Origin of the sequence: Acinetobacter gyllenbergii, from assembly GCF_001682515.1 — a bacterium.
In the GTDB taxonomy this organism is placed as follows: Bacteria; Pseudomonadota; Gammaproteobacteria; order Pseudomonadales; family Moraxellaceae; genus Acinetobacter; species Acinetobacter gyllenbergii.
Map to the genome: position 1 here is coordinate 548,190 of NZ_KV575261.1, position 23,598 is coordinate 571,787.

At 42.6% G+C, this 23,598-nt stretch carries 21 protein-coding genes; 7 read left to right on the forward strand and 14 right to left on the reverse strand.

The genetic code is table 11. The annotated features are described in order from the left end of the window. Positions 1-6 precede the first annotated feature (6 nt). The 6 genes from NG55_RS02795 to NG55_RS02820 all read right to left on the reverse strand — a co-directional run bounded on the left by NG55_RS02795 (position 7) and on the right by NG55_RS02820 (position 7,484). Complete coding sequence (locus NG55_RS02795; RefSeq protein WP_016542128.1) at positions 7-948, reverse strand: Dyp-type peroxidase; 942 nt, start codon at positions 946-948, stop codon at positions 7-9. Between the two features lie 84 nt (positions 949-1,032). Continuing rightward, a complete protein-coding gene (gene fdhD, locus NG55_RS02800) occupies positions 1,033-1,821 on the reverse strand; it encodes a formate dehydrogenase accessory sulfurtransferase FdhD (RefSeq protein ID WP_016542127.1) in 789 nt (262 codons plus the stop codon). A gap of 32 nt (positions 1,822-1,853) precedes the next feature. After that, a complete protein-coding gene (locus NG55_RS02805) occupies positions 1,854-4,262 on the reverse strand; it encodes an FdhF/YdeP family oxidoreductase (protein ID WP_171257931.1) in 2,409 nt (802 codons plus the stop codon). 166 nt (positions 4,263-4,428) lie between these two features. Continuing rightward, positions 4,429-5,436 carry a putative solute-binding protein gene (locus tag NG55_RS02810; RefSeq protein WP_065342253.1) on the reverse strand — a complete coding sequence of 336 codons (1,008 nt, stop codon included), beginning with the start codon at positions 5,434-5,436 and terminating at the stop codon, positions 4,429-4,431. An 81-nt stretch (positions 5,437-5,517) separates the two neighbouring features. Next, positions 5,518-6,429 (reverse strand): metal-dependent hydrolase, encoded by a 912-nt coding sequence (locus NG55_RS02815; protein ID WP_016542124.1) that lies wholly within the window; start codon positions 6,427-6,429, stop codon positions 5,518-5,520. A 53-nt stretch (positions 6,430-6,482) separates the two neighbouring features. Beyond that, positions 6,483-7,484, reverse strand: a complete 1,002-nt coding sequence (locus tag NG55_RS02820) for a putative solute-binding protein (RefSeq protein ID WP_065342254.1) — start codon at positions 7,482-7,484, stop codon at positions 6,483-6,485. 159 nt (positions 7,485-7,643) lie between these two features. On the opposite strand from NG55_RS02820, the gene NG55_RS02825 reads away from it, so the two are divergent. Further along, positions 7,644-8,663, forward strand: a complete 1,020-nt coding sequence (locus tag NG55_RS02825; protein ID WP_407638667.1) for a helix-turn-helix transcriptional regulator — start codon at positions 7,644-7,646, stop codon at positions 8,661-8,663. A 105-nt stretch (positions 8,664-8,768) separates the two neighbouring features. Here NG55_RS02825 and NG55_RS20800 read toward each other — a convergent pair whose 3' ends face one another. Next, positions 8,769-8,942 (reverse strand): cbb3-type cytochrome oxidase assembly protein, encoded by a 174-nt coding sequence (locus tag NG55_RS20800; protein WP_016542121.1) that lies wholly within the window; start codon positions 8,940-8,942, stop codon positions 8,769-8,771. 42 nt (positions 8,943-8,984) lie between these two features. Then, the gene (locus tag NG55_RS02830) at positions 8,985-9,809 is read right to left on the reverse strand and encodes a hypothetical protein (protein WP_065342255.1); all 825 of its coding nucleotides are present in this window, start codon (positions 9,807-9,809) and stop codon (positions 8,985-8,987) included. A gap of 347 nt (positions 9,810-10,156) precedes the next feature. Between NG55_RS02830 and NG55_RS02835 the strand changes: the two genes are divergently transcribed. From NG55_RS02835 to NG55_RS02845, 4 genes are read left to right on the forward strand one after another with little or no spacing between them, the layout of a single operon-like run. Next, positions 10,157-11,602 carry a cytochrome ubiquinol oxidase subunit I gene (locus NG55_RS02835; RefSeq protein ID WP_065342256.1) on the forward strand — a complete coding sequence of 482 codons (1,446 nt, stop codon included), beginning with the start codon at positions 10,157-10,159 and terminating at the stop codon, positions 11,600-11,602. Then, positions 11,595-12,599: a cytochrome d ubiquinol oxidase subunit II gene (cydB, locus tag NG55_RS02840; RefSeq protein ID WP_065342257.1), complete on the forward strand. Its 1,005-nt coding sequence runs from the start codon at positions 11,595-11,597 to the stop codon at positions 12,597-12,599. The genes NG55_RS02835 and cydB overlap by 8 nt, the downstream gene beginning before the upstream one ends. A 13-nt stretch (positions 12,600-12,612) precedes the next feature. Beyond that, positions 12,613-12,735, forward strand: a complete 123-nt coding sequence (locus NG55_RS21345) for a hypothetical protein (protein WP_005154018.1) — start codon at positions 12,613-12,615, stop codon at positions 12,733-12,735. A gap of 59 nt (positions 12,736-12,794) precedes the next feature. Continuing rightward, positions 12,795-14,225, forward strand: coding sequence for an aminotransferase-like domain-containing protein (locus NG55_RS02845; protein WP_065342258.1), 1,431 nt, complete (start codon positions 12,795-12,797; stop codon positions 14,223-14,225). On the opposite strand, the gene NG55_RS02850 is transcribed toward NG55_RS02845, so the two are convergent. After that, on the reverse strand, positions 14,186-15,268 hold the full coding sequence (locus NG55_RS02850) for an AraC family transcriptional regulator (protein ID WP_016542116.1): 1,083 nt from the start codon (positions 15,266-15,268) through the stop codon (positions 14,186-14,188). The genes NG55_RS02845 and NG55_RS02850 overlap by 40 nt on opposite strands. Before the next feature lie 119 nt (positions 15,269-15,387). Here NG55_RS02850 and NG55_RS02855 point away from each other — a divergent pair, with 119 nt between their 5' ends. Continuing rightward, positions 15,388-16,104: an enoyl-CoA hydratase/isomerase family protein gene (locus NG55_RS02855; protein ID WP_065342259.1), complete on the forward strand. Its 717-nt coding sequence runs from the start codon at positions 15,388-15,390 to the stop codon at positions 16,102-16,104. A gap of 36 nt (positions 16,105-16,140) precedes the next feature. Beyond that, positions 16,141-16,968 (forward strand): SDR family oxidoreductase, encoded by an 828-nt coding sequence (locus NG55_RS02860; RefSeq protein WP_065342260.1) that lies wholly within the window; start codon positions 16,141-16,143, stop codon positions 16,966-16,968. 67 nt (positions 16,969-17,035) lie between these two features. On the opposite strand, the gene NG55_RS02865 is transcribed toward NG55_RS02860, so the two are convergent. The 5 genes from NG55_RS02865 to hutH all read right to left on the reverse strand — a co-directional run bounded on the left by NG55_RS02865 (position 17,036) and on the right by hutH (position 23,564). After that, on the reverse strand, positions 17,036-18,307 hold the full coding sequence (locus tag NG55_RS02865) for a Glu/Leu/Phe/Val family dehydrogenase (protein WP_016542113.1): 1,272 nt from the start codon (positions 18,305-18,307) through the stop codon (positions 17,036-17,038). A 32-nt stretch (positions 18,308-18,339) separates the two neighbouring features. Continuing rightward, a complete protein-coding gene (gene hutG, locus NG55_RS02870) occupies positions 18,340-19,260 on the reverse strand; it encodes a formimidoylglutamase (RefSeq protein WP_065342261.1) in 921 nt (306 codons plus the stop codon). 30 nt (positions 19,261-19,290) lie between these two features. Then, on the reverse strand, positions 19,291-20,496 hold the full coding sequence (gene hutI, locus NG55_RS02875) for an imidazolonepropionase (protein ID WP_065342262.1): 1,206 nt from the start codon (positions 20,494-20,496) through the stop codon (positions 19,291-19,293). 52 nt (positions 20,497-20,548) lie between these two features. Next, positions 20,549-21,961 (reverse strand): amino acid permease, encoded by a 1,413-nt coding sequence (locus NG55_RS02880; protein WP_065342263.1) that lies wholly within the window; start codon positions 21,959-21,961, stop codon positions 20,549-20,551. 64 nt (positions 21,962-22,025) lie between these two features. Next, complete coding sequence (gene hutH / locus NG55_RS02885) at positions 22,026-23,564, reverse strand: histidine ammonia-lyase (RefSeq protein ID WP_016542109.1); 1,539 nt, start codon at positions 23,562-23,564, stop codon at positions 22,026-22,028. Positions 23,565-23,598: the final 34 nt, after the last annotated feature.

A 23,598-nucleotide genomic window follows, 5' to 3' on the forward strand; every position in this document is an offset into this window, starting at 1 on the left:
TTCAATTTATTCACCCAAGTCTTCGAGAAAGTCAAAGGTGGGCACAAAGAATAAACTGCCTGAAACGGGTGTACTAAAATCCAATAAGCGATCAACATGTCCTGTTTCCTTACCCAAGAACATATTTTCAAGCATGGTTTTGGTAATATTAAAAGAACGAGAGTAGCCAATAAAGAAGGTACCATACTCTCCTTCAGTTGGATTGGAAAATGGCATATTGGCTCTTAAAATTTTGAGTTCATTGCCGTCAGCATCATGTGCCTTACTGGCCACATTATGCGCACTTTGCGGTTTTACATCATCACCAAGTTCCACGTCATCATATTTCTTACGACCAATGACTTTTTCCTGCTCTTCTGTGCTGAGGCCTTTCCACATTTCCATGTTATGCAAATATTTTTGAATAAACACATAACTACCGCCAAGGAACTCAGCATCTTCTTCACCGACATAGGCAATCTCTTTGGCAATTTCATGTTCAGGATTCTCTGTCCCGTCCACAAAACCAATAATGGCGCGACCATCGAAGTAACGGAAACCTTTGGTTTCACTAATCGAATAGGTATCGTCTTTGAGTTGCTCATGCAGAATTGCGGCCAATTCATAGCAAATGGCCATTTGATTGGCACGGATATGGAAGAACAAATCACCTGCTGTTGCGACTGCGGTATGTCTTGGCCCTTTGATTTCCTGAAATGGCGCAAGCTGTTTTGGTTTATTTAATTCAGGAAAGAGTAAATCCCAAGCATTAGAACCAATTCCCACAGAAGCACTAAAATTACCGTTGGGAAAGCGATTGGTCAGACTACGCACCAATGCTGAAAAATTAGCAAGAAAATCAATAATCCCAGAATGATCCGGTTGGGTATTGATTCCAAGCACAATAAATAAGGCATTCTCACCCGAAAGATTATTGATGACTGGCTGTGGTCTTAAAGGTAGATTCATAATTTTTAGGAATAGAAGAACTTAGTGCTCATATCCTACACAAATCAAAGCATGAGTCAGCAACATAATCACAAATTTTTACTATTATTCAGTATATAAAACAAAGCTATCTCCCCGACAAAAACTTGCTAAAGTCAGATTCGATTGCTTTGCCATTGCGATGGCCATACTGGTCGGTGCAGAAATGGTTGCCAGTAAAGCAATATTGGATTGTGCGCACTTACGAATCAGTTCATAACTGGCACGACTGGTCATCACCACAAAACCATCACCCACATTGAACTTTTGCTCCGCCAGATAACCCAATAACTTATCTAAAGCGTTGTGCCGTCCAACATCTTCAAATAACGCTACGATTTGCCCTTTCACGACCCAAGCTGCCGCATGCGCCCCTCCCGTGAGCGCTGTGATTTTTTGTCTGACTTTCAGTTGGGTAATCGCATTGGGGATCTGATTTAACCATGTTGATGGCACCTGGGTACTGACCACAGGTAAATCAGCATAAAGTTGTTTTAAACTTTCAATCCCGCATAGACCGCAGCCTGTGCGTCCCACCATCATACGACGATGCTCTTTTAACGCGACAAAAGCACGGGTCGAAATGGTCATATCCACTTCAACCCCCAGTTCATTTTGACGAATATCCAGTGAATATAGCTCACTTAAGCTATGCAGAATCCCTTCAGACAGGCTAAAGCCTTTGGCAAAGACTTCAAGATCTGACGGCGTCGCCATCATCACCGCATGAGAGATCCCGTTATAGACCAAGGCAACAGGATATTCCTGCACGATATAGTCGATTTCATTTTCACAGCGATCATGCTGAAAACGATGCACTTGCACCGTTTCATAGCCATGTGTTTTGGTGTCCACACCCAACCTCTTTATACGATTGCAGTCATACACTATGCGTTACTGACGCGTTCATTAGCATGCTCAGGATCAACTTCCACATTCAGATTGAAATGCGCTGGTGCATTCCCCGCATGTAGAATCACAGGAATGCTTTTTGATGCTGGGATTTTGGCATATTTATCATGGCTGCCCAAAGCCACCAATGGATTGGTTTCGGGATAATAGGCCGCCAGACTACCTTGCGGAATGTTATACGGCACAATACGGAAACTATGCACGATTCGTTTTACCCCATCCGAGAACACACTTTCGATATCAACCCATTGATCTGCTTCAAAACCTGCGGCATCAATATCCGCCTGATTCATAAACAAAACACGGCGCTGTCCGAATACACCGCGGTAGCGATCATCCAAACCATATAAAGTGGTGTTGTACTGGTCATGTGAACGTGTGGTCATCAAGGTATAAACTTGCTGCTCAGTATAAGCCGCAGCATATTGATTTTCTTTGTCTTCGTAGACTTCTGTCAAAGGTGTAATCAAAAACTGGGCTTTGCCGCTAGGCGTATGCCAAACATGCTGATTGGCTGGATGCTCTAAATGAAAACCGCTCGGTTGATAAACCCGTTGGTTGAAATCATGAAATTCATCAAAAACATCAGCAATGGAATCGCGAATACGATCATAGCTCTCAATATACCAACGCCATTTCACGGTACTGTCAGGCAGAGCTGCTTCCGCCATACGCGCAACAATATCAGGCTCGGATAAGATATTTTCTGAAATCGGCGGATTGCGACCTGCAGAAAGATGCACATTACTCATCGAATCTTCGACTGAAATGGCCTGAGCACCATGAAGCTGCATATCCACTTCTGTCCGCCCCAAACACGGTAACATCAAGGCCGTCTTGCCACAGACCAAATGGCTACGATTCAACTTGGTGGTAATGTTGACAGTTAAATCACAACGGCGTAACGCCTCTTGAGTATAGGGCGTATCAGGAGTGGCAACCGCAAAGTTTCCGCCTAAACCGATAAAGACTTTGACCTCGCCTTCATACATCGCCTTGATGGTATCGACCACCCCAAAACCATGTTTACGCGGCGACTTGATCCCAAAGACCCGATCAATACTATCCAGAAGTGCATCACTTGGATTTTCATTGATACCCATAGTTCGGTCACCCTGCACATTACTATGACCGCGTACTGGACAGAGACCTGCACCCGGACGACCGATATGCCCTCTTGCCAGCATCAGGTTTGCCAGCATATGAATATTGGCTGTCCCGTGACGGTGTTGGGTAATCCCCATCCCCCAACAGAAAATAGCGGTTTTCGCATCTAGATACATTTTGGCAATTGATTCTAAATGTTCAGGTGACAGTCCCGTATGTTTATGAATTTCTGCCCATGCTGTGCCATCAATCTCAGCCAGCATTTCATCAAAACCAATGGTATTCAATTCAATGAAGCTACGATCAAAAACACTTGCTTTTCCTTTAGCCAGTGCCTTTTTATCCCATTCCAACAAATGCTTCATCACCCCAAACATCAGTGCATAGTCACCCCCAATTTTAGGTTGGAAGTAATAGCGGCTGATTGGGGTACTGCCATTGGTCATCATTTCCAATGGCGCTTGCGGATCTTGGAAACGTTCCAGCCCACGTTCTTTGATTGGGTTAATAGCAACAATATTACCGCCTCTTCGAGAGACTTCTCTCAAGGTTGCCAACATACGTGGATGGTTGGTGCCTGGATTATGCCCAAAACTAAAAATCGCATCGGCCTGATCAAAATCATCCAGAATAACGGTGCCTTTACCCAAACCAATCGCATCTTTTAAACCGACACTGGTGGTTTCATGACACATATTAGAACAGTCAGGGAAATTATTGGTACCAAAGCTGCGAACAAAAAGTTGATACAGAAATGCCGCTTCATTACTGGCACGACCAGAGGTATAAAAAGCCGCTTGGTCAGGATGATCAAGTGCTTGTAAATGCTGAGCAATCAATTGAAAGGCTTCATCCCAAGAAATTGGGACATATTTATCAGAAACAGGGTCATATCGCATTGGATCCGTTAATCGCCCAAGATCCTCAAGATAGAAATCATTTTGCTCAGCCAGCCAACTGACGGTATGTTGCGCAAAGAATTCAGGCGTTACCGTTTTACTGGTTGCTTCAAAAGCCACGGCTTTGGCGCCGTTTTCACAGAAGTTAAAAGCATGTGCATCTTTTTTCTCAGGCCATGCACAACCTGGGCAATCAAAGCCTGTGGGTTGATTAATATTCAGTAAGGTAATTGAACCTTTTTTTAAGATATCTTGCCTTTTCAGATTGCGAGCAACACTGAGTAATGCTCCCCATCCTCCCGCAGGTTGGGTATAGGGTTCAATTCGTGCAAAACTGGTGTTCTCTTGCTTATGTATGGTTTGTTCTGAGTTATCCATCATGTTGCCCTCATCTGAGCTATTTTTTAACATTTGCTACAGATAGGATTAACATGAATTGTGCTTATTTTCTATTCCTGATTTGTCTTATCCCTGTATTTAGAACGCAAAAAATAAAGCCTAGAAGAATCTAAGCTTTATTGATCATTTGATAAAAAGTATGCAATTACTCTCCTGCCAAAGCACACTCAAAATTGGCTTTATCGACTGAGCAACGCGCTTTTTTCAAGACGGACATCATGCCCGCATCGTAAATACCACGCTGAGTTAATTCAATCCGGCCATCTCGCATCATTTTCTGATACTTCAATTTATCTTCAGCCGTTAAATTCATTTTATATTTGGCGGGGATCTCTGCTTCCAAGCGCTTAATGGTTGCAAAGATTTTCGGTAATTGCTTAACCGACCAATCTCGTGATTTTTGACCGAAACCTGCTGGGAATTTTTCAGGACGAATCACCAGATTTGCCGTTACCTGTAAAACAGGAAAATTATACATAACCCCATTGCTGCCTAAGCCTTTACTCAACTCTAATGGTTTATAAGCATAAGCAGGCGCACCGATCATATCCACCTGACCATTGTTAAATTTGGCGGCAAAATTGGAAATATCGGAGAGTACTGCTTGTGCACCCACCCGCTGAACAATAAGTTTTTGCGCATCGTCATAGCCCAATACCGCAAACTTTTTACCTGCGGCTTTTTCAATTGAGTTAATACTTTTATCACGGACAAAAATATAAGCAGAACCTAGGGGCGAAATGCCGACCACTTCATATTTATTGCCCCCAAGATTGGTGGTCATTTTCGCTGCATTACGTGGATCAGAAACAAAGGTAATGGCTCGTTTCGCGATCTCATCACTGGGTACACCACCAAGAGAGTCGATCGAACCTACAAATTTATTATAAGGACGAGCACGCATCGACGTCATTGCCACACCCGCACATTTCCCTGCTTTAAAGTTATTGTCTGCCACCTGTTCGTCCGTGATAGCAAGCAGGTTAACATCAGCGCCCCAGCCTTTGGCAGCCAATGCCCAATCTTGCATCATTTTATACGCTTCACCTGATTTACCTAAGATATCAAAAACACAGACATCAATTGCCGCTTGGCTTGAGGTCGAGACACTCAAAATTGAAGTTATGGTGATCGCAAGTGCAATTTTTTTCATATTTCCTTCCTTTAACAAACACTACGTCTGTTTCCTTATAAAACGTCCAATAAAGTCATTATTTTTGCCACACCCATATGATTATTTCAGTGCCTGAACGGCGGCTGAACGTGCTAAATAATCTAAAGCCTGTTGTGTATTGCCTTCTGTTTCTGGATGAAAACGAGGGGAAATCCAGCGAATGGTTGCTTGAGTTAAAAACGTCAATGTGGGGCCATTGTCAGTTGCTTTCGCCTGTTTTTGATAAATCGGCAATAATCGCCAAAAATTTCGATTAAAAATTTTTCGAATGCTAATATCTGGATCTTGTTTACCTAAGTCACGTGCAATATCTGCCAACAAATAAATGAAGATAGGAAAAACCAGCAGCATTAAAAACTGACGATAGAGATAAAAAAATACCGGATTTGGCAGCAGTTGTTTAAATAAGTCAAATGCAACACAGCGATGCTCGACTTCTTCAGCCAAATGCCATCGGAACATATCCGCAATCACTGGGTCAGCCTTGTCCCATGATGTATTATCCATACACCATTGCCCCAGCACACCCGTAAAATGCTCAATGGCGGCAACTACCCCTACACGGGTCATCAACCAAAAATGCGCTAAAGATTGAATCTCCAATGCTTTGATTCCTAAAGGACTTTCTCCGAGTAATACGCCAAAAATCCAATTAATTTTTTTAAGCGCAGGTTCCAAATCATAATCATGCTGTTTCAAGAACGCCTGAGCACTTTGATGTGCACGTGCATGAGTGGCTTCTTGACGAATAAAGCCTTTTACATCATCGGTTAGAACAGGATCTTTCACATAAACCAAGGCCTTGTTATAGACACGACAAAACCAAAACTCACCTGCGGGTAAGATTAAATTAATCCCATTAATCAAATGCGAACAGATTGGATCATTTGGAATCCATTGCACAGGTGAATTGGAAAAATCAAACTTTACAGATCGTGCAACCAGTTTGTGATGCTGCGTGTGTGCATTCATATTAACCTCAGCTTTTCTTTGTAGCATTTTCAATATTTAAAGCAACGTTTGAGCTATTCACCACTCAATGAACATTCAAAATTGGTGCGTTCAACTGTGCAGCGAGCACGTTTTAGCACCCCCATCATGACGGGGTCATACACCCCGAGTTTGGTCAGCTCCATTCGGCCATCACGTAACATTTGTTGGTAACGACGCTTATCTTCATTAGATAAGCTTTGTTTATACTTCGCCGGGATTTCAGCTTCTAAACGGGCAATCGTGGCAAAATTTTTCGGTAATTGTTTGGTCGCCCAAGCCCGCGATTTCATCCCAAAACCTGCTGGAAATTTTTCTGGACGAATAATGATGTCACCCGTTAAATTAATCACTGGAAAATCAAACATGGCACCATTACTCCCCAAACCCTTAGCAATTTCTAGGGGACGATATGCATAAGCAGGTGCAGCAATCACATCGACCTGTTTGTTATTAAATTTCTTTGCAAAGTCGGAAATTTCTGAAGGGACTCCCACCAGCTCCAGTCGATCAACAATCATTTTTTGGGCTTGGTCATAATGTAAATAAGCAAACTTCTTGCCTTTGCCCTTCTCAATAGTGTTAATGGTTTTATCTCTGACAAAGACATAGGCCAAACCAATTTGGGCAATTGCAGCAACCTCATATTGCTCAGCCCCAATATTGGTGACTAAACGGTGTCTATTGCGTGGGTCTAACACATAGCGAATGGCTTTTTGTGCAATCGAAGGACTGCTAATCGCGCCTAAAGCATCAATCGAACCTGCAAATTTATTGTATTTACGTGCGCGCATGGAGGTCATCGATACCCCATCACATTTTCCAGCTTCAAAATCACTTTGGGCTTTGGCTTCATCTTGATAGGCAATAAGATTAAGCTCCGCATTCCACGTTTTAGCAGCTAATGCCCATTCTTCTACAATTTTGTAGGACTCACCTGCCTTGCCAAGTAAATCAAAGACACAAATATCAACTTTCGCTTGTGTAGCCGTTGAAAATGCCGAGATAAAGGCTGTAATCAAAATTCCTTTTTTCATTACCCATCCTAGTGTTATTTTTAACTCATCTGGACACTCAAGCAGCAAAACTCAAATATAAGCGGCCTACTAGTGTTGATGTGGCTATTTTTAAATAAAAAAAAATGCTGTAATAGTTCCTAGTACGCCATTTTGGTATCATTTTCCGACATCATTATTATGGTCAGCAAAGATTTAGAAAAAACAGTTCCAGGCACTTATATCGCACTGATGGTCGATGTGGTTTCGCGTTGGGATATTTCAGCAGTTGAATTATTGAATGGCTCTGGTATCTCTCAACAACAATTGGTACAACCGTTATGGCGGGCTGATGCCAAAGTCGTGATGGCGATCCTACGGCGCGCATTGGAACTGACACGAGTGCCTGCTTTAGAGTTCGGTTTTTATCTGGGCATGCAAATGACCATTACCTGTCATGGTTTGATGGGCATGGCAGCGATGCTCGCCAAAGATGTAAAGCAAGCACTCAATATTGCACAAGAATTTATTTCACTCCAATCCAGCATTCACACCATTCAGCTTGATGTCGTCGATGAACGTGCGCTGATCTTATTTGAACAAACCGAGGCCTACTATCTGGATGAAGTGATTCAAATTGCACTCATTCTTGGCTTTGCACAGATGGGGAAAACTATTTCAGGGCAAACATTAACAGGTTATGCCGATGTGCAATTCAGCAAACCCGATTATTTTGATAAATTACTGCCCTTAATTCCAGGTGAAGTGAGATTTGATCAACCTGCAACTCGTTTGGAGTTTCAAAAAGAAATCTTAGATCTTCCCTTACTTCACTCAGATGCAATTGCGGAACGTTTAGCCCGTGAGGAATGTAAATCACAGTTGCGTAAACTATTGGAACAGAATAGTTTTAACCGCACCATACAAGATTTAATCTATGACGAAGCAATGGGCATTAGTCCCTTAACGGAAGTTTTAAAAAAGTTGCATATGACTGAACGTGCTTTGCAGAGAAAACTAGAAAGTGAAGGCACCAGTTTTAGAGAACTGGTCGAAAAAGTCAGATGTGAAAAAGCCATTCAACTGCTGAAAAATCCCCATTTATCCCTCGAAAATATTGCAGACCATCTCGGCTATAGCAATACTAAAAACTTCTCACGGGCTTTCAAACGCTGGACAGGTACTTCGCCACGTCGTTACTCACTTTATCATGCGAGCTAGAATGATTCGGTACTTCAGCAATCAATAAAAAAACTTACTGGCAAGTGCTCGGATCACCAGTAAGAGAGAAAAAGTGAGAGGTTATTTTTTATCAGCATGCATTATTTACTTGTTACTAGGTGTGGCTGACTGTACTTGGGACGCATTTTGCTTCTGCTGTGATGGCATATAATCTGGCTGATTACTGACTGCAAGAAAGAAAAAGACCAAAAATAAACAACCCAATAAAATACTGATTCCAACCGCAAGGTAGGGAAACTTCGATTGCTCTTGAGACATCGCTCTGCTCCTATTCAAATATTAAAATTCAATTCGATACAATCACATTGTGGACAAGGTTTTAAAGCTGGCACCATTTTGAATACGAGTTTGCATGTATTCTGCATACACCGATAATTTTTCAAAAATATGTTCTGAATAAAACATATCTTCAATTAAATGCGCTGCTTGAGCTGGACTAAATTGACCAATTTGTGCGATCAGTTGGGCATTTAACTGTGCTAACAAAGTGCAGACTTTTTTGTGCCATTCATCTTTGTTTTTAAATAATAACTTTCGGGTATTGATCAATTCATCATTCAGCATGCTTTCAGTCTTATCCGCATGAATGACATCAATTTTCACATCAAAATAATCTTCTAAGACCCTTATCTGTTGATGATCAATCGGCAAATGTGTGATCAAGAAGATATGAAAGATATCCGTTCGACACAGCGCCTTGACCAGACAGCGAAACAGAAAATCTTCTTCAGTTTTGGCATGATTCACCAGATCAATATAGAGTTTGAGACTCTGAATCACATCTTCGATTTTGAGCGTGACGCTTTTCTCCGCCTGATAATATTGATTCAAAATCTGAAGTACAGGTGAAGAGATCGGTGTTGTGTAAATCACAGGCTGATTTAAATTGGCAATAATCAATGGTGCGAATAAGTAGGCTAGATTATTGTCATTCTTCACAATCTCAGCTTGAGCAATATAAGCGACCTGCTCTTTAGAAAAATCTCTCAGCACTTTGCCTCTCAATAGTGTTGCTTCAAGATTTACATATTCAAGACGTAGCTGTTCTTGTACTGATTGCGAAGGTAAACTGTCTTTAAACAGTCGAATCATCGCATTGAGTTCTTCGGTTACAAACATAGTCATACGCCATTCAGTCAGAAGTTTTGCTTAGACAACTTACAATGATTGATCAATATTCAAACACACTGCATCGTTGCTTATGCTATTTTGAATCAGGTCTGAATTGCTGAATAGCTACAGAGTTTACTTAAAAAAATATAACAGATCATGGTTGAAATGCTCATCTGTTATAAAAAAACAAAAAGAAATTGTATCTACTCATATACAACAGAAGATTGGATGATGAATAAAACTTAAATTACTTTGAAATATTCCAATACCGTTTTTAGGTTCTGCTTATTTTAAGGGTTTAAGTCCGTTCTTTCACATTTTCCTAGCGACTCGTTTAAGTCTGTTATAGGAGAGGATATATGGATCTCGGTCTCACTGCTTTAGAATTAGCCCGAATACAGTTTGCATTTACTGTTTCATTTCACATTATCTTTCCCGCCACCTCGATTGGTCTCGCCTGTTTTCTTGCCATGCTGGAATGGAAATGGCTACGCACCCAAAACCCGATTTATAAAGATCTATTCAAATACTGGATTAAAATCTTTGCGGTTGCCTTTGGGATGGGAGTCGTCTCTGGCGTAGTGATGAGCTACCAGTTTGGGACGAACTGGAGCGAATTTTCCCGTGTTGCGGGGAGTGTTACAGGCCCATTACTCACCTATGAAGTCCTGAGTGCCTTCTTCTTGGAAGCAGGCTTCTTGGGCATCATGCTCTTTGGTTGGGGACGCGTCAGCCCCAAAGCCCATTTCTTTGCCACCCTAATGGTTGCGATCGGCACCTGTATTTCCATGTTCTGGATTTTGTCCTCCAACAGTTGGATGCAAACACCTCAAGGTTTTGCCATTGAAAACGGGATTATTGTGCCAACCGACTGGTGGGCCATTGTGTTCAACCCCTCTTTCCCTTATCGCTTTGCCCATATGGCAGCCGCTGCATTTTTAGTGTCCTCCTTACTGGTGGTGGGTACTGCTGCATGGCACCTGATTAAAGGCCGACGCGATGAGTTAGTGAAAAAATCCTTTTCCATGGGGCTATGGATGGTACTCGTCACCTCGTGTTTGCAAGTGGTCATTGGTGATAATCATGGTTTGAATACATTGAAACATCAGCCCGCAAAATTGGCCGCAATGGAAGGTCACTGGGAGACCAATTATGATGAAGGGATGCCACTGTACTTATTTGGTATTCCAGATATGCAAGAAGAACGGACTAAATACGCCGTTGCCATTCCCAATTTAGGTAGTCTGATCCTGACCCACTCCATGGATGGCACAGTGAAAGGCTTAAAAGAATTTGCCCCTGAAGACCGACCAAATTCGACCATTGTGTTCTGGAGTTTCCGTGTCATGGTTGGGCTTGGCATGTTAATGGTACTGCTCTCTTTCATTGCTTTGTGGTTACGTAAAAAAGGCAAATTGTATGGTTCCTCTTGGTTTCATAAATTCGCTTTTGTCATGGGACCAACAGGCTATATTGCGCTACTTGCAGGCTGGGTCACTACTGAAGTAGGCCGTCAACCTTGGGTGGTGTATGGGGTGATGCGTACCAAAGATGGTTTATCGCATACAGTCACTGCGGATCAAGTCGGTATCAGTCTGATTATCTTTGTGGTGGTCTATACCATCGTGTTTGGTAGCGGTATTTATTACATGCTGAAGTTACTGAAAAAAGGTCCTGAGTTTATTGAAGCCATTGATCTTGAACCTGCAGGTCCTGGACATTTCAAAACCCCAATGCGTCCATTAAGTGCAGTTGATGAAAGCATTGATCAGCAAGACCCAAACAAGGAGAAGCACCATGATTGATTTATCTCTGATTTGGGTTGGCATTATCGGCCTTGGTGTTCTGATCTATGTCATTCTGGATGGTTTTGATCTCGGCATTGGTATTCTATTTCCGTTCATTAAAAGCAGCGAAGAACGTGATGTGATGATGAATACCGTCGCACCAGTCTGGGATGGCAATGAAACGTGGATGGTACTCGGTGGTGCTGGCTTATTTGCTGCCTTCCCATTGGTCTATTCAACGGTGCTTTCAGCTTTGTATATGCCAATTACCCTCATGGTGATTGCACTGATTTTCCGTGGTGTTGCTTTTGAGTTTCGTTTTAAAGCCAATCGCACCAAATATTTATGGGATCAAGCATTTATCTGGGGTTCAATTCTATCCAGCTTCCTGCAAGGCGTGATTTTAGGGGCTTATATTCAAGGCATCCAAACCACCAATGGTATTTTCTCAGGTTCAGGCTTGGATTGGCTGACCCCATTCGCTCTATTTACAGGGCTGGGTGTGGTTGCGATGTACGCCGCGCTTGGTTGTGGCTGGTTAATTATGAAAACCGACCATGAGCTACGAGATCAAATGTATGGATTGATGCCTAAACTGATCATCTTACTGTTTGTGGTCTTTGCAGGGGTGAGTCTATATACCCCTCTCACTCATCCTGAAATTGCAGCACGTTGGTTTGCCTTGCCAAATCTGCTGTACTTTAGCCCAGTGCCGATCTTGGTGTTGTTGTTTACCTTCCTGATTTTAAAAGCATGTAAGCAACGTCAGGATTTCAAGCCGTTTATCTATACCTTGGCACTCGTATTCTTGGCCTTTACTGGATTTGTCATCAGCCTCTGGCCGAATATTATTCCGCCATCCGTCACGATTTGGGAAGCAGCTGCACCGCATTCTAGTCAAAAGTTTGCCTTGGTTGGGGCTGTAGTTTTAATCCCAATCATTATTGCCTACACCATCCTCTCTTACTGGGTGTTTAGGGATAAAGTACGGGTTGGAGATACAGGTTATCACTAAGGAGCAGCTTTGCATGAAAATAAAATCTCTGCATTTAAGCCAAACACAATGGTTTATAATCTTATGGTTAGTCGGTTTTTTTGCACTTGCCATCATTGCAGGTTTATTTAGACTGTTATTGATGTTTGCTTATTAAAAAAGAGATGGAACAGCTAGCATAAAAGCTGTTCCATCTATACGGATTCACTTGAGTTTATGTATAAATCAGAACAGTTAGCACACCAGCTCAAACTTCTCATTGAGAATGGGTCATGGAAACCGCACACCAAACTGCCATCTTTGCGTGAACAAGTACAGCGCTCAGGCTTTAGCTTAATTACGGTGATGAATGCTTACCAAGAGCTGGAAGCACAAGGACTGATTTATTCCAAAGAAAAGTCAGGTTATTTTGTGGCTGAGCAAAATAATATTCAGATTCCACAAGCCTATTCAGTGGTGTCTTTAAATCCCAAAATTGAAATCAACTCCTTGGTGTTTAAATATCTTAAATCGATTCAGTCGAAACAGGTCAGTCCCCTAGGTTCGGCTTTTCCAGATAGCCAGTTACTCTATCCTCCCAAGCTGATCCAGATCATGGGACAGCTTTCCCGTAATCGACATAGTTATGATCAGACCACCAACCTCCCACCTGGGAATTTAGCCCTCAGAAAATTGATTGCGCAACGCTATTGTATGCAAGGGATTCCAACTGATGCGGATGACATTGTCATTACATCGGGTGGCTTAGAAGCCTTAAACCTTTCCTTACAAGCGATTACTCAACCGGGTGATTATATCTTGTTACAGCAAACCATTTTCTATGGTGCATGGCAGGCGGCTGAGCGTTTGGGGCTGAAAGTAATTACGCTGCCAGAACATCCACAGCATGGCTTTGATATCGAAGCCTTTGAACAAGTCATTAAAAGCTATCCGATCAAGGTCTGTTGGTTTATGTTGAATGCGCATAACCCGATTGGCTTTACCGTCAGCGATGAGATTAAATATAAAATTGCCAAATTGTTGCATGAGCATCAAATTCATTTAATCGAAGATGATGTCTATGAAGAGCTGTTTTATGGCAATCAAAAACCGCTGCCAATGAAGTATTTTGATCAACAGAATCTGGTGTTGCACTGCTCTTCTTTTTCCAAAACCTTGGGTTCAGGTTTTCGTATGGGTTGGGTCTATGCAGGTAAATTTTCCGAGCATATTCAGCATCTGCAATTGATGAGTACCATTTCTGCCAATGCACTGATCCAGAATGCACTGGTGGAGTTCCTCTCTCATCATCATTATGAAAAACATTTAAGAACGCTTCGACGGGCTTTGGAAAAGAATAAAAAGCAGTTCTTTCAATATCTGAAACAGCATCTGCCTAAAGACTGTAAGGTGTATAACTATCCAAGTGGCTATTTTCTGTGGATTCAACTGCCTGAAAAAGTCAGCAGCATGCAAGTCTATGAACAACTGATTCAGCAACAGGTGGGTGTTGCGCCAAGTCCGTTATTTAATGTACTGCCTTCACATCAACATTTTATTCGCATGAATTGTTCCTTTGAATGGACCGATCAAATTCAGCATGCGCTGGAATCCTTTATTCAAACCATTCAAAATGCGATGTTAGATGAATCAGCCTTGGACAAATAGCTTTTCCGATACTGACTCGGTGTTTCGCCAAACATCTTTTTAAAAGCACGGATAAAATTAGTGGCTTCTTCATAGCCCACAAGACTGGCAACATCTTGAATACTGTATTGTGGCTGTTGCAATAATTTCTTGGCTTGATTAAAACGAACCTCCGCTAAAATCTGCAAGAACGTTGTCCCTTGTGCTTGCAAATGCCGCTTGATGGTGCGCTCAGACATATTCAAACGCTGTGCAATCATGGGCAAGGTTGGATAGGCATTGCCTGCTTTATAGAGCAACTCGGAACGAATGCTTTTCTGAAGGTCACGCGTTGCTTCTTTAAGTAATTTAAGTTTGTCATTTTCACAATACAGCAGCGCTTGCTGAAAGGCCGTTTGATCTGCATTTGGATTTTTACACAGTAAATAGTGCTTGGGAAAACGCAGACCATTACGTTGCTGATTAAAATGAATGGTGATTTGAGCAAGATCAACACTTTTATAATTCTGTGCGTCCGCCCAGTCGACAAAGACTTCACAATTTTCTGCAATTTTTTTAGAAAATAAACTAAGAAAATGAATGGCACCAAACAGTAAGCTCTCAATTAAGAAGGATCTTAATTGATCAGATTGCTGTGCATTACCTAATTTAACAGGATGTACATCATCCAAATGTACATAGACAAAATCTTCTTGAATATTTAATTCAGGGATAAAATTTTGGATGCGGGTACAGAAATACTGCTGGCAAAGGCTTAAAGCAGTTTCGACATCGGTACAGCTGAGAAATGCAAAACCTAAAGCCCCATGCGACGTCGGTCGTAATTTAAAGCCATATTCAATGCCTAGACGTGGATTACCCGTCAGCTTTAAGGCATTGACCACCAGTTTTGACCACTGGTGCGCACTCATTTTGGCATCGGCTTGTTTCATTTCTGCGAGCCTTAATCCCGTACCAGACAAAACTGTTTCAGTATCAATGGCATAATCATGCACAATTTCTAATAATAGATGTGCATAAGAAACGGAAATGGTTTCCTGAAACAATCCAAACGGATCTCGCATCGAACACCCACTGTCCTAAAATGATCATCAATATGGCATAGTCCCACCTATTGTGCGAGTGTTTTATTGGGAATAATGACTGCAATCAAAAAACTAACGCACAATCAGGAAGCGCTTCAATGACCACCATGACGCTTGATCAACAGCAGTCCATTTATGTTCTCACCTTAACCAATGGCGATCAGGACAATGTCTTAAATCAAGATGTGCTGAATGAATATATCGAGATCTTTGATGAAATTGAGCGTGATTCGCATAACGCCTGTCTGGTGATTCAAAGTGACCACCCCAAGACCTTTTGTAATGGTCTAGACCTTGCGTGGCTGATGCAGCAGTCCATGCAAGATAAAAAAGCCTTTACCTTAGAACTGGAAAATATGCTGCTGCGTTTGGCCTTGCTCAATCTCCCTGTGATTGCTGAAATTAATGGCAATGCTTATGCTGGTGGTGCAATTTTGGCATCTGCCTGTGACTTCCGCTTAATGCGCGCAGACAAAGGACGTTTTTGCTTTCCTGAAGTCAAACTGACCATTCCCTTTACCGACTGTATTGCAGAAATTGTGCAACTCCTTCCCAATCAGCATGCGATTTGGGAGATGTCCTTAACAGGTAAATCTATGACTGGCCTCGAGTGTTTAGATGCACAAGTAGTGCATCAGATTCATCCCGCTGAAACTTTAAATACTGAAGTATTTAGGTTTGCCGAAGAGATGTCACAAAAGCATCGCCTAACCTATGCCGTGATCAAACGTCAGTTGCGCCATCGCATTGTAGAAATTGCCAAACAACGACAGCTCTACAATCCAGAAAAATTTGCGCATCCTTTTATGATTTAACGACATATTGATAAAAATTAAATATAGGACATCGACATGAGTAATATGCAAGGAAAAACTATTTTTATTACGGGTGGCAGCCGAGGAATTGGCCGAGCCATTGCGCTGAAAGCAGCACAAGCTGGGGCAAATGTGGTCATTGCAGCAAAAACTGAAGTGGAAACAGCCAAATTAACAGGCACAATTTATAGTGTGGCTGAAGAGATTGAAGCTGCTGGCGGCAAAGCACTGCCCCTACTTTTAGATGTGCGAGATGAACAGCAGATTCATGCTGCTATGCAACAAGCAGCCAAAAACTTTGGTGGCATTGATATCTTGATTAATAATGCAGGTGCGATTGCACTCTCAGGCGTCGAAGCGACTTCATTAAAACAATATGACCTGATCCAAAGCATTAATCACCGTGCCACTTTTATTTGTGCGCAGGCTGCTTTACCTTATCTCAAACAAGCAGAGCATCCGCATATTTTGAGTCTATCACCACCTGTGAATATGTCACCGAAATGGTTAGGTATGCTCTCGCCTTATGCATTGTCTAAATATGGCATGACCATTTTGACTTTGGGTATGGCAGAGGAATTTCGGCACTATGGTATTTCCTGTAATACCCTCTGGCCTGAAACTTATATCGCAACAACAGCGGTTTCGAAGAACCTAGGTGAGGAAAATACACGGCAACTCAGCCGTAAACCTGAGATCATGGCGGACGCGGCTTTTGCGATTTATAGTACGGTCAAAGGTGAACTGACGGGACAGAGCTTAACTGATGAACAAGCGTTGGCGCGGATCGGGATCACTGATTTTGCGCAATATGCCTGTGTTAGCGGCAATACCAAATTACAGAAAGATTTCTTTCTGGATTGATTTAGCAATAAGAAAAACGACCTTAAAGTTTACACCTTAAGGTCGCTGTGATGATATCCAGCCAGTATTAACCTGGGAAAATACCACGCTCTTTACGTGCTTTTAAGATACGTTCACAGCCTAAAATGAAGGCAGCGGTACGTAAGGTACATTCTTTCTCACTTGATTTATGCCATACATCATTGATGGCTTGAATCATCAATTTGTCCAGTCTTTCGTTAATTTCTTCTTCAGACCAGAAGTAGCTCGACATATCTTGAACCCACTCAAAGTAAGATACGGTTACACCACCAGCATTACAGATTACGTCAGGCACAACCGTAATACCACGTTGAACCAATACATCGTCCGCTTCTGGGAATGTTGGACCGTTCGCACCTTCAAGTACTAACTTCGCAGTTAATTTTTGAGCACGTTCCACTGTGATTTGGCTTTCCAATGCAGCAGGGATCAAAATATCCATCTCTACATTCCAGAACTCTTCATCACTGATCGCTTGTGCACCCTCAAAGCCACCCACACCTTGGTGAGTTTGCATGTGAGTTTTTAACGCAGCGAGATCAATCCCTTCTGGGTTGAAAATCGTACCAGTGTGATCTTGAATCGTCACAATGATCGATTTCGAGTCAGCAAATAAGTATGCTGCTTCGCTACCAACGTTACCAAAACCTTGAACCGCAATTTTCGCGCCGTCTAAAGGTAATTTGATTTTTTCAGCCACTTGTTGACCCGTGATAAATACACCACGACCTGTCGCTTTAATACGACCAAGAGAACCACCTAAGTGTACCGGTTTACCCGTTACAACACCCGTCACCGTATGACCTTGACCCGATGAATAAGTATCCATGATCCAACCCATGACGTTTGGATTAGTACCCACATCTGGAGCAGGGATATCTTTTTGAGGGCCAATGATATGGCTGATTTCACTGGTATAACGACGTGTTAAACGCTCTAATTCACGTGGTGAAAGTTGACGCGGGTCAACACGGATGCCACCTTTTGCACCGCCGAATGGTAAATTTACCACCGCAGTTTTAATTGTCATCCATGCTGAAAGAGCCATTACTTCATTTAAATCTACATCTGGGTGATAGCGAATACCGCCTTTACCCGGACCACGTGACAAGTTGTGTTGTACACGATAACCTTCAAAATGACGAATTGTGCCATCGTCCATAACAATTGGCACGTCGACAATCAAAGCACGTTTTGGGCGCTTCAATGTGTCCACATAGTCTTCTAAACCATCTAGATATGGAGCAACACGCTCGATCTGTTCAAGATAAGTTGCCCATGGACCGTCATTTTGAGAGACATAAGATAAATTAGACATGTTTTAACCTTTTGATGAATTCACATGATCCATCAATCAAATATGTAGTTAAAAATTATATAAGCGGCTAATTTGGCAGTTCTACTATCCAAATCAAACCGTGGATTACATTCCGCCACATCAAAAACTTTAATCTTTCCGGTTTCCTTAATGGCCTCTAGTAATGGGTCAAAGACGGATAAATCAATCCCTTTAACCGCAGGTGCGCTTACACCTGGCGCAATGCTAGCACTAAATACATCAAGATCAACTGTAATATACAAATAGTCAACTTTTCCGATAAAAGCTGCCAACTTTTCGATTAAAGTTTCAACATTTTGTTGCTGTAACTCATGATCGTAAATATAAGTACAATTCAACCGATCTGCGGTTTCAAATAAAACCTTGGTATTTGAATGTTTCGCCACGCCAATACACAAATAATGAAATTCTTGCTGATGCTGTTCAGACAGTTTGGCTGCATTCAGAAATGGTGTACCAGAGGTCACCTGTTCCGCTTCACGCAGGTCAAAATGTGCATCAAAATTGATGATGCCAATTTTTTTATTTGGTTCATTGTTCTGCAGATATTGAAACAAGCCAGAGAAGCTGCCAAAAGCCACTTCATGACCACCGCCTAACACAATCGGCTTCATACCCTGCTTTAAACTTCTTTCAACCTGCTCTGCCAATTCAGCCTGTGCTTGTTCCAGTTTTGAACCGTCACATACTACGGTTCCAATATCTGCAATCGTGACAGCTTGATGTACAGGTAAATTGGCTAACTGCGCACGAATGCTATCAGGCGCATCTGCTGCACCCAATCGACCTTTATTGCGCTTAACCCCTTCATCCGAGCTAAATCCAATTAAGGCATAATCCGCTCTTGGCGTAGTATTGATGACTTGATGAATACGCAGATGTTCAGCACCTTCGCCATCTTTACGCCCTTGCCATGTAAATGAATGATTCATCCTGCAAACTCTTTTAAAATAAGCCTAAAACTAGATTGAGATTTCATTGCCATGCTGAATAATCCGCTTTGGTAAATCTCCCCCCAACCAGTAAACGATCTCGGATGGATGCTCAATATCCCACGCAATAAAGTCTGCAACTTTACCAGTCTCTAAAGTGCCGTGAGTCTCTTGTAAACCCAATGCATATGCCGCATGCGTGGTTACGCCCGCTAGAGTTTGCTCTGGGGTTAAACGGAACAAGGTACTGCCCATATTCATCATTAAGCGTAAAGATAATGCTGGTGAGGTACCTGGATTTAAATCACTCGATAAGGCAATCCGTACGCCATGTTGATGCAAGCTTTCTAAAGGAGGATATTTGGTTTCTCTCAAGAAATAGAATGCGCCAGGTAATAACACTGCTACCGTTCCAGCCGCAGCCATTGCCTTCACATCATCCTCAGTCATAAACTCTAAATGATCTGCCGATAAAGCCTGATACCGTGCGGCCAAGCTAGAGCCACCGAGTGAAGAAAGCTGCTCCGCATGCAGTTTGATCGGTAAATTTAAAGACTGAGCCGTTTTAAATAGGCGTTCAACTTGTGCAGGAGAAAAGGCCAAATATTCACAGAATGCATCGACTGCATCGACGAGCCCTTCTTGATGGAGTTTAGGCAGCATCTCATTACAGATATGCTCAATATAGGCATCGCTTTGATCTTTATACTCAGGTGGCAAAGCATGCGCTGCCAAACAAGTACTGCGAACCGTCATCGGCAAAGTTTCTGCAATCTGACGAATCACACGCAGCATTTTCCGCTCATTGACATAGTCCAGACCGTAACCTGACTTAATCTCAATGGTGGTTACACCATCTTTAAGCAGGCAGCGAACTCGTTTCAAAGCCGATGCAAGCAACTCTTGTTCACTCGCTTCACGGGTTGCACGAACGGTACTCGCAATACCACCGCCACTTGCTGCAATTTCAGCATAGCTAACACCTTGCAAGCGTTTTTCAAACTCAACACTACGGTTGCCACCAAATACACTATGGGTATGACAATCAATTAGCCCTGGTGTGACCCATGCGCCATTCAAATCGATGGTTTCGGAATAAGCATCGGCAGGAAGATCTTCAAATGTTCCAATCCAGTGGATATGCTGCCCTGAAGTGACCATTGCAGCATGTTCAATACTGGAATATTGCCCATTTTGCATGGTGGCGATATGACAGTTTTTCCAAAGCTTTTTCATTTAAAACTCCTCTCACTGCTCAGGCATAATCAACACCTGAGCAGTTTGATCATTAGCTTTCCATTTCGATATTTTGTTGCAAGGTCTGATTTTCTTTGACTGTATTTTGTTTAGGTTTTACCCAGATGTTATAAGCAATCCAAAGTAAGATTAACCAACCTGCCCCGACATAAATTGCAGGTCTGGTATTTGGGAAATATGCCATCATCCCCAAAATAAAGACTAAGAACGCAATTGCAAATGCTGGAGCATATGGCCAACCAATCACAGGGAAATCCAAAGCTTTAATTTCTTCTTTCGACAACTTGCGACGCATTGCAACCTGAGAAAGTAAAATCATCAACCACACCCAAACTGTTGCAAATGTTGCAATCGAAGCAATGATGATGAATACATTTTCAGGAATCAGGTAGTTCAGTAATACACCGACCAATAACACCCCTGCCATCACTACAACCGTCATCCATGGCACGCCATTTTTAGAGACTTTTTGGAATACTTGTGGTGCTTGTCTACGATTCGACATGCCATACAACATCCGTCCTGCACCAAATACATCACTATTGATGGCAGACACTGCTGCGGTAATTACGACGATATTCAGAATTGTTGCAGCTGATCCAATCCCGAGATTTTCAAAAATTTGTACAAATGGACTACCTTGGCTACCAATTTGGTTCCACGGGAAAATCGACATCAATACGAAAATCGTCAAAACATAGAACAACAAGATACGTACAGGTACAGCATTAATCGCTTTAGGAATCGACGTTTTCGGGTCTTTTGACTCACCTGCCGTGATGCCAATGATCTCAATTCCACCAAAGGCAAACACAACAACGGCTAAACTTGCAATTAATCCAGCAATCCCGTTTGGCATAAAGCCATCATGAATCCATAAATTTTGGACACCTGTGGTAAAGCCAGTATGATCAGCGTTAAAACCATAGAACATCAAACCTAAGCCGCCGATAATCATGGCAACAATGGCAGTGACTTTGACAATCGAAAGCCAGAATTCAAGTTCACCAAAGACTTTGACATGAATCAGGTTAATTGCCCCGAGAAACATGATCAGTGACAGAATCCAGATCCAACGAGGGACATCGGGATACCAGAAGCCCATATAGATCCCGAAGGCAGTGACATCAGCCAAGGCTACGATAATCATTTCAAAAACGTAGGTCCATCCCGTGGTAAAACCCGCGAGTGGGCCAATATATTGAGAGGCATAATGGCTGAATGAACCCGAAACTGGATTGCGTACAGCCATTTCACCCAATGCACGCATGACGATATAGACTGCAATCCCTGCAACGATATAAGCAAGTAATACGGATGGACCAGCCATTTTGATGGCTGTTGCTGAACCGTAAAAGAGTCCTGTCCCAATGGCTGAACCCAATGCCAAAAAACGAATATGGCGGGTGTTTAAGCCCCGCTGTAATGTGGAGTGTTGTGACATTATAATCTCCAATCCTTGAGGAAATTTAGTTAGATTCGGCCACTCCATGTGACCGATTTATTGATCACACTTCTGACAAACTTGGTAATAGCTTTGGAATGAGTAGTTCGTTCAAACAACCACTTGCAAGCAATTCACTCGCCTGCTCGATATCGGGTGCAAAGAAACGATCTTCACTGTAATAAGGCACTTGATCACGTAACACTTTACGCGCACGCTCAAGTTTTGGAGAACTCTTCAATCCTTCACGGAAATCAAGTCCCTGACATGCACCTAACCACTCAACTGCAAGAATGCCGCGAACGTTATCAGCCATATACCACAAACGTTTGCCTGCATTCGGTGCCATGGAAACATGGTCTTCCTGATTTGCAGAAGTCGGTAAACTATCAACACTGGCAGGATGTGCAAGTGCTTTATTGTCACTTGCTAACGCAGCGGCTGTTACTTGAGCAATCATGAAGCCAGAGTTGACTCCACCATTGGCAACCAAGAATGGCGGCAATTGTGACATATGACGATCCATCATCATCGAAATACGACGTTCAGACAGTGAACCAATTTCTGCAATTGCCAATGCAAGGTTATCGGCAGCCATTGCCACAGGCTCTGCATGGAAATTACCGCCTGAGATCACATCACCTTCAGCAGCAAAGACCAATGGGTTATCTGAAACAGCATTTGATTCAATTTCCAATACTTCTGCAGCTTGACGAATTTGAGTCAAGCAAGCACCCATGACCTGCGGCTGGCAACGAAGTGAGTACGGGTCTTGAACCTTACTGCAATCTTCATGTGAATGAGAAATTTCACTTGATTCAGTCAATAAGTCACGATAGGCAGCTGCCACATCAATTTGACCACGTTGACCGCGCACTTCATGGATACGTGCATCGAATGGCGCACGAGACCCCAACATCGCTTCAACGCTTAAACCACCACAGACAGTTGCTGCGGCAAATAAATCTTCAGCTTCGAATAAACCACGTAATGCATAAGCAGTGGATGCCTGTGTGCCATTCAGCAGTGCCAAGCCTTCTTTTGCCGCCAAAGAAATCGGCTCTAAACCTGCAATTTTGAGTGCTTCAACCGCAGGTAACCATTCACCCTTATAGCGTGCTTTACTTTCACCAATTAACACCAAAGACATGTGTGCAAGCGGCGCCAAGTCACCCGAAGCACCAACAGAGCCTTTCAATGGAATATGTGGATACACTTCTGCATTGATCAAAGCCAACAATGCATCAATCACTTTGCGGCGAATCCCCGAAAAGCCACGTGCCAAGCTATTTGCTTTTAGCAACATGATCAAACGCACCATGGCATCATCCAATGGCTCGCCTACACCAGCTGCATGTGAAAGTACTAAAGAACGTTGTAATTGTTCTAAGTCTTCTGGTGCAATTTTAGTCGAAGCGAGTAAGCCAAAACCGGTATTGATACCATATGCGGTACGACCTTCATTGACGATTTGTTCCACACAAGCAACGCTGGCATCGATTCCTGCTGAAGCACTGTCGTCCAACTTGACTTTAATTGGATTGAAATAGGCTTTACGGAGGTCTGCTAAGGTGAGTTTGCCGGCTTGAATTAAAAGTTCCATTATTGGCGTCCTGTTTTGCACTCTATTGTTCGCT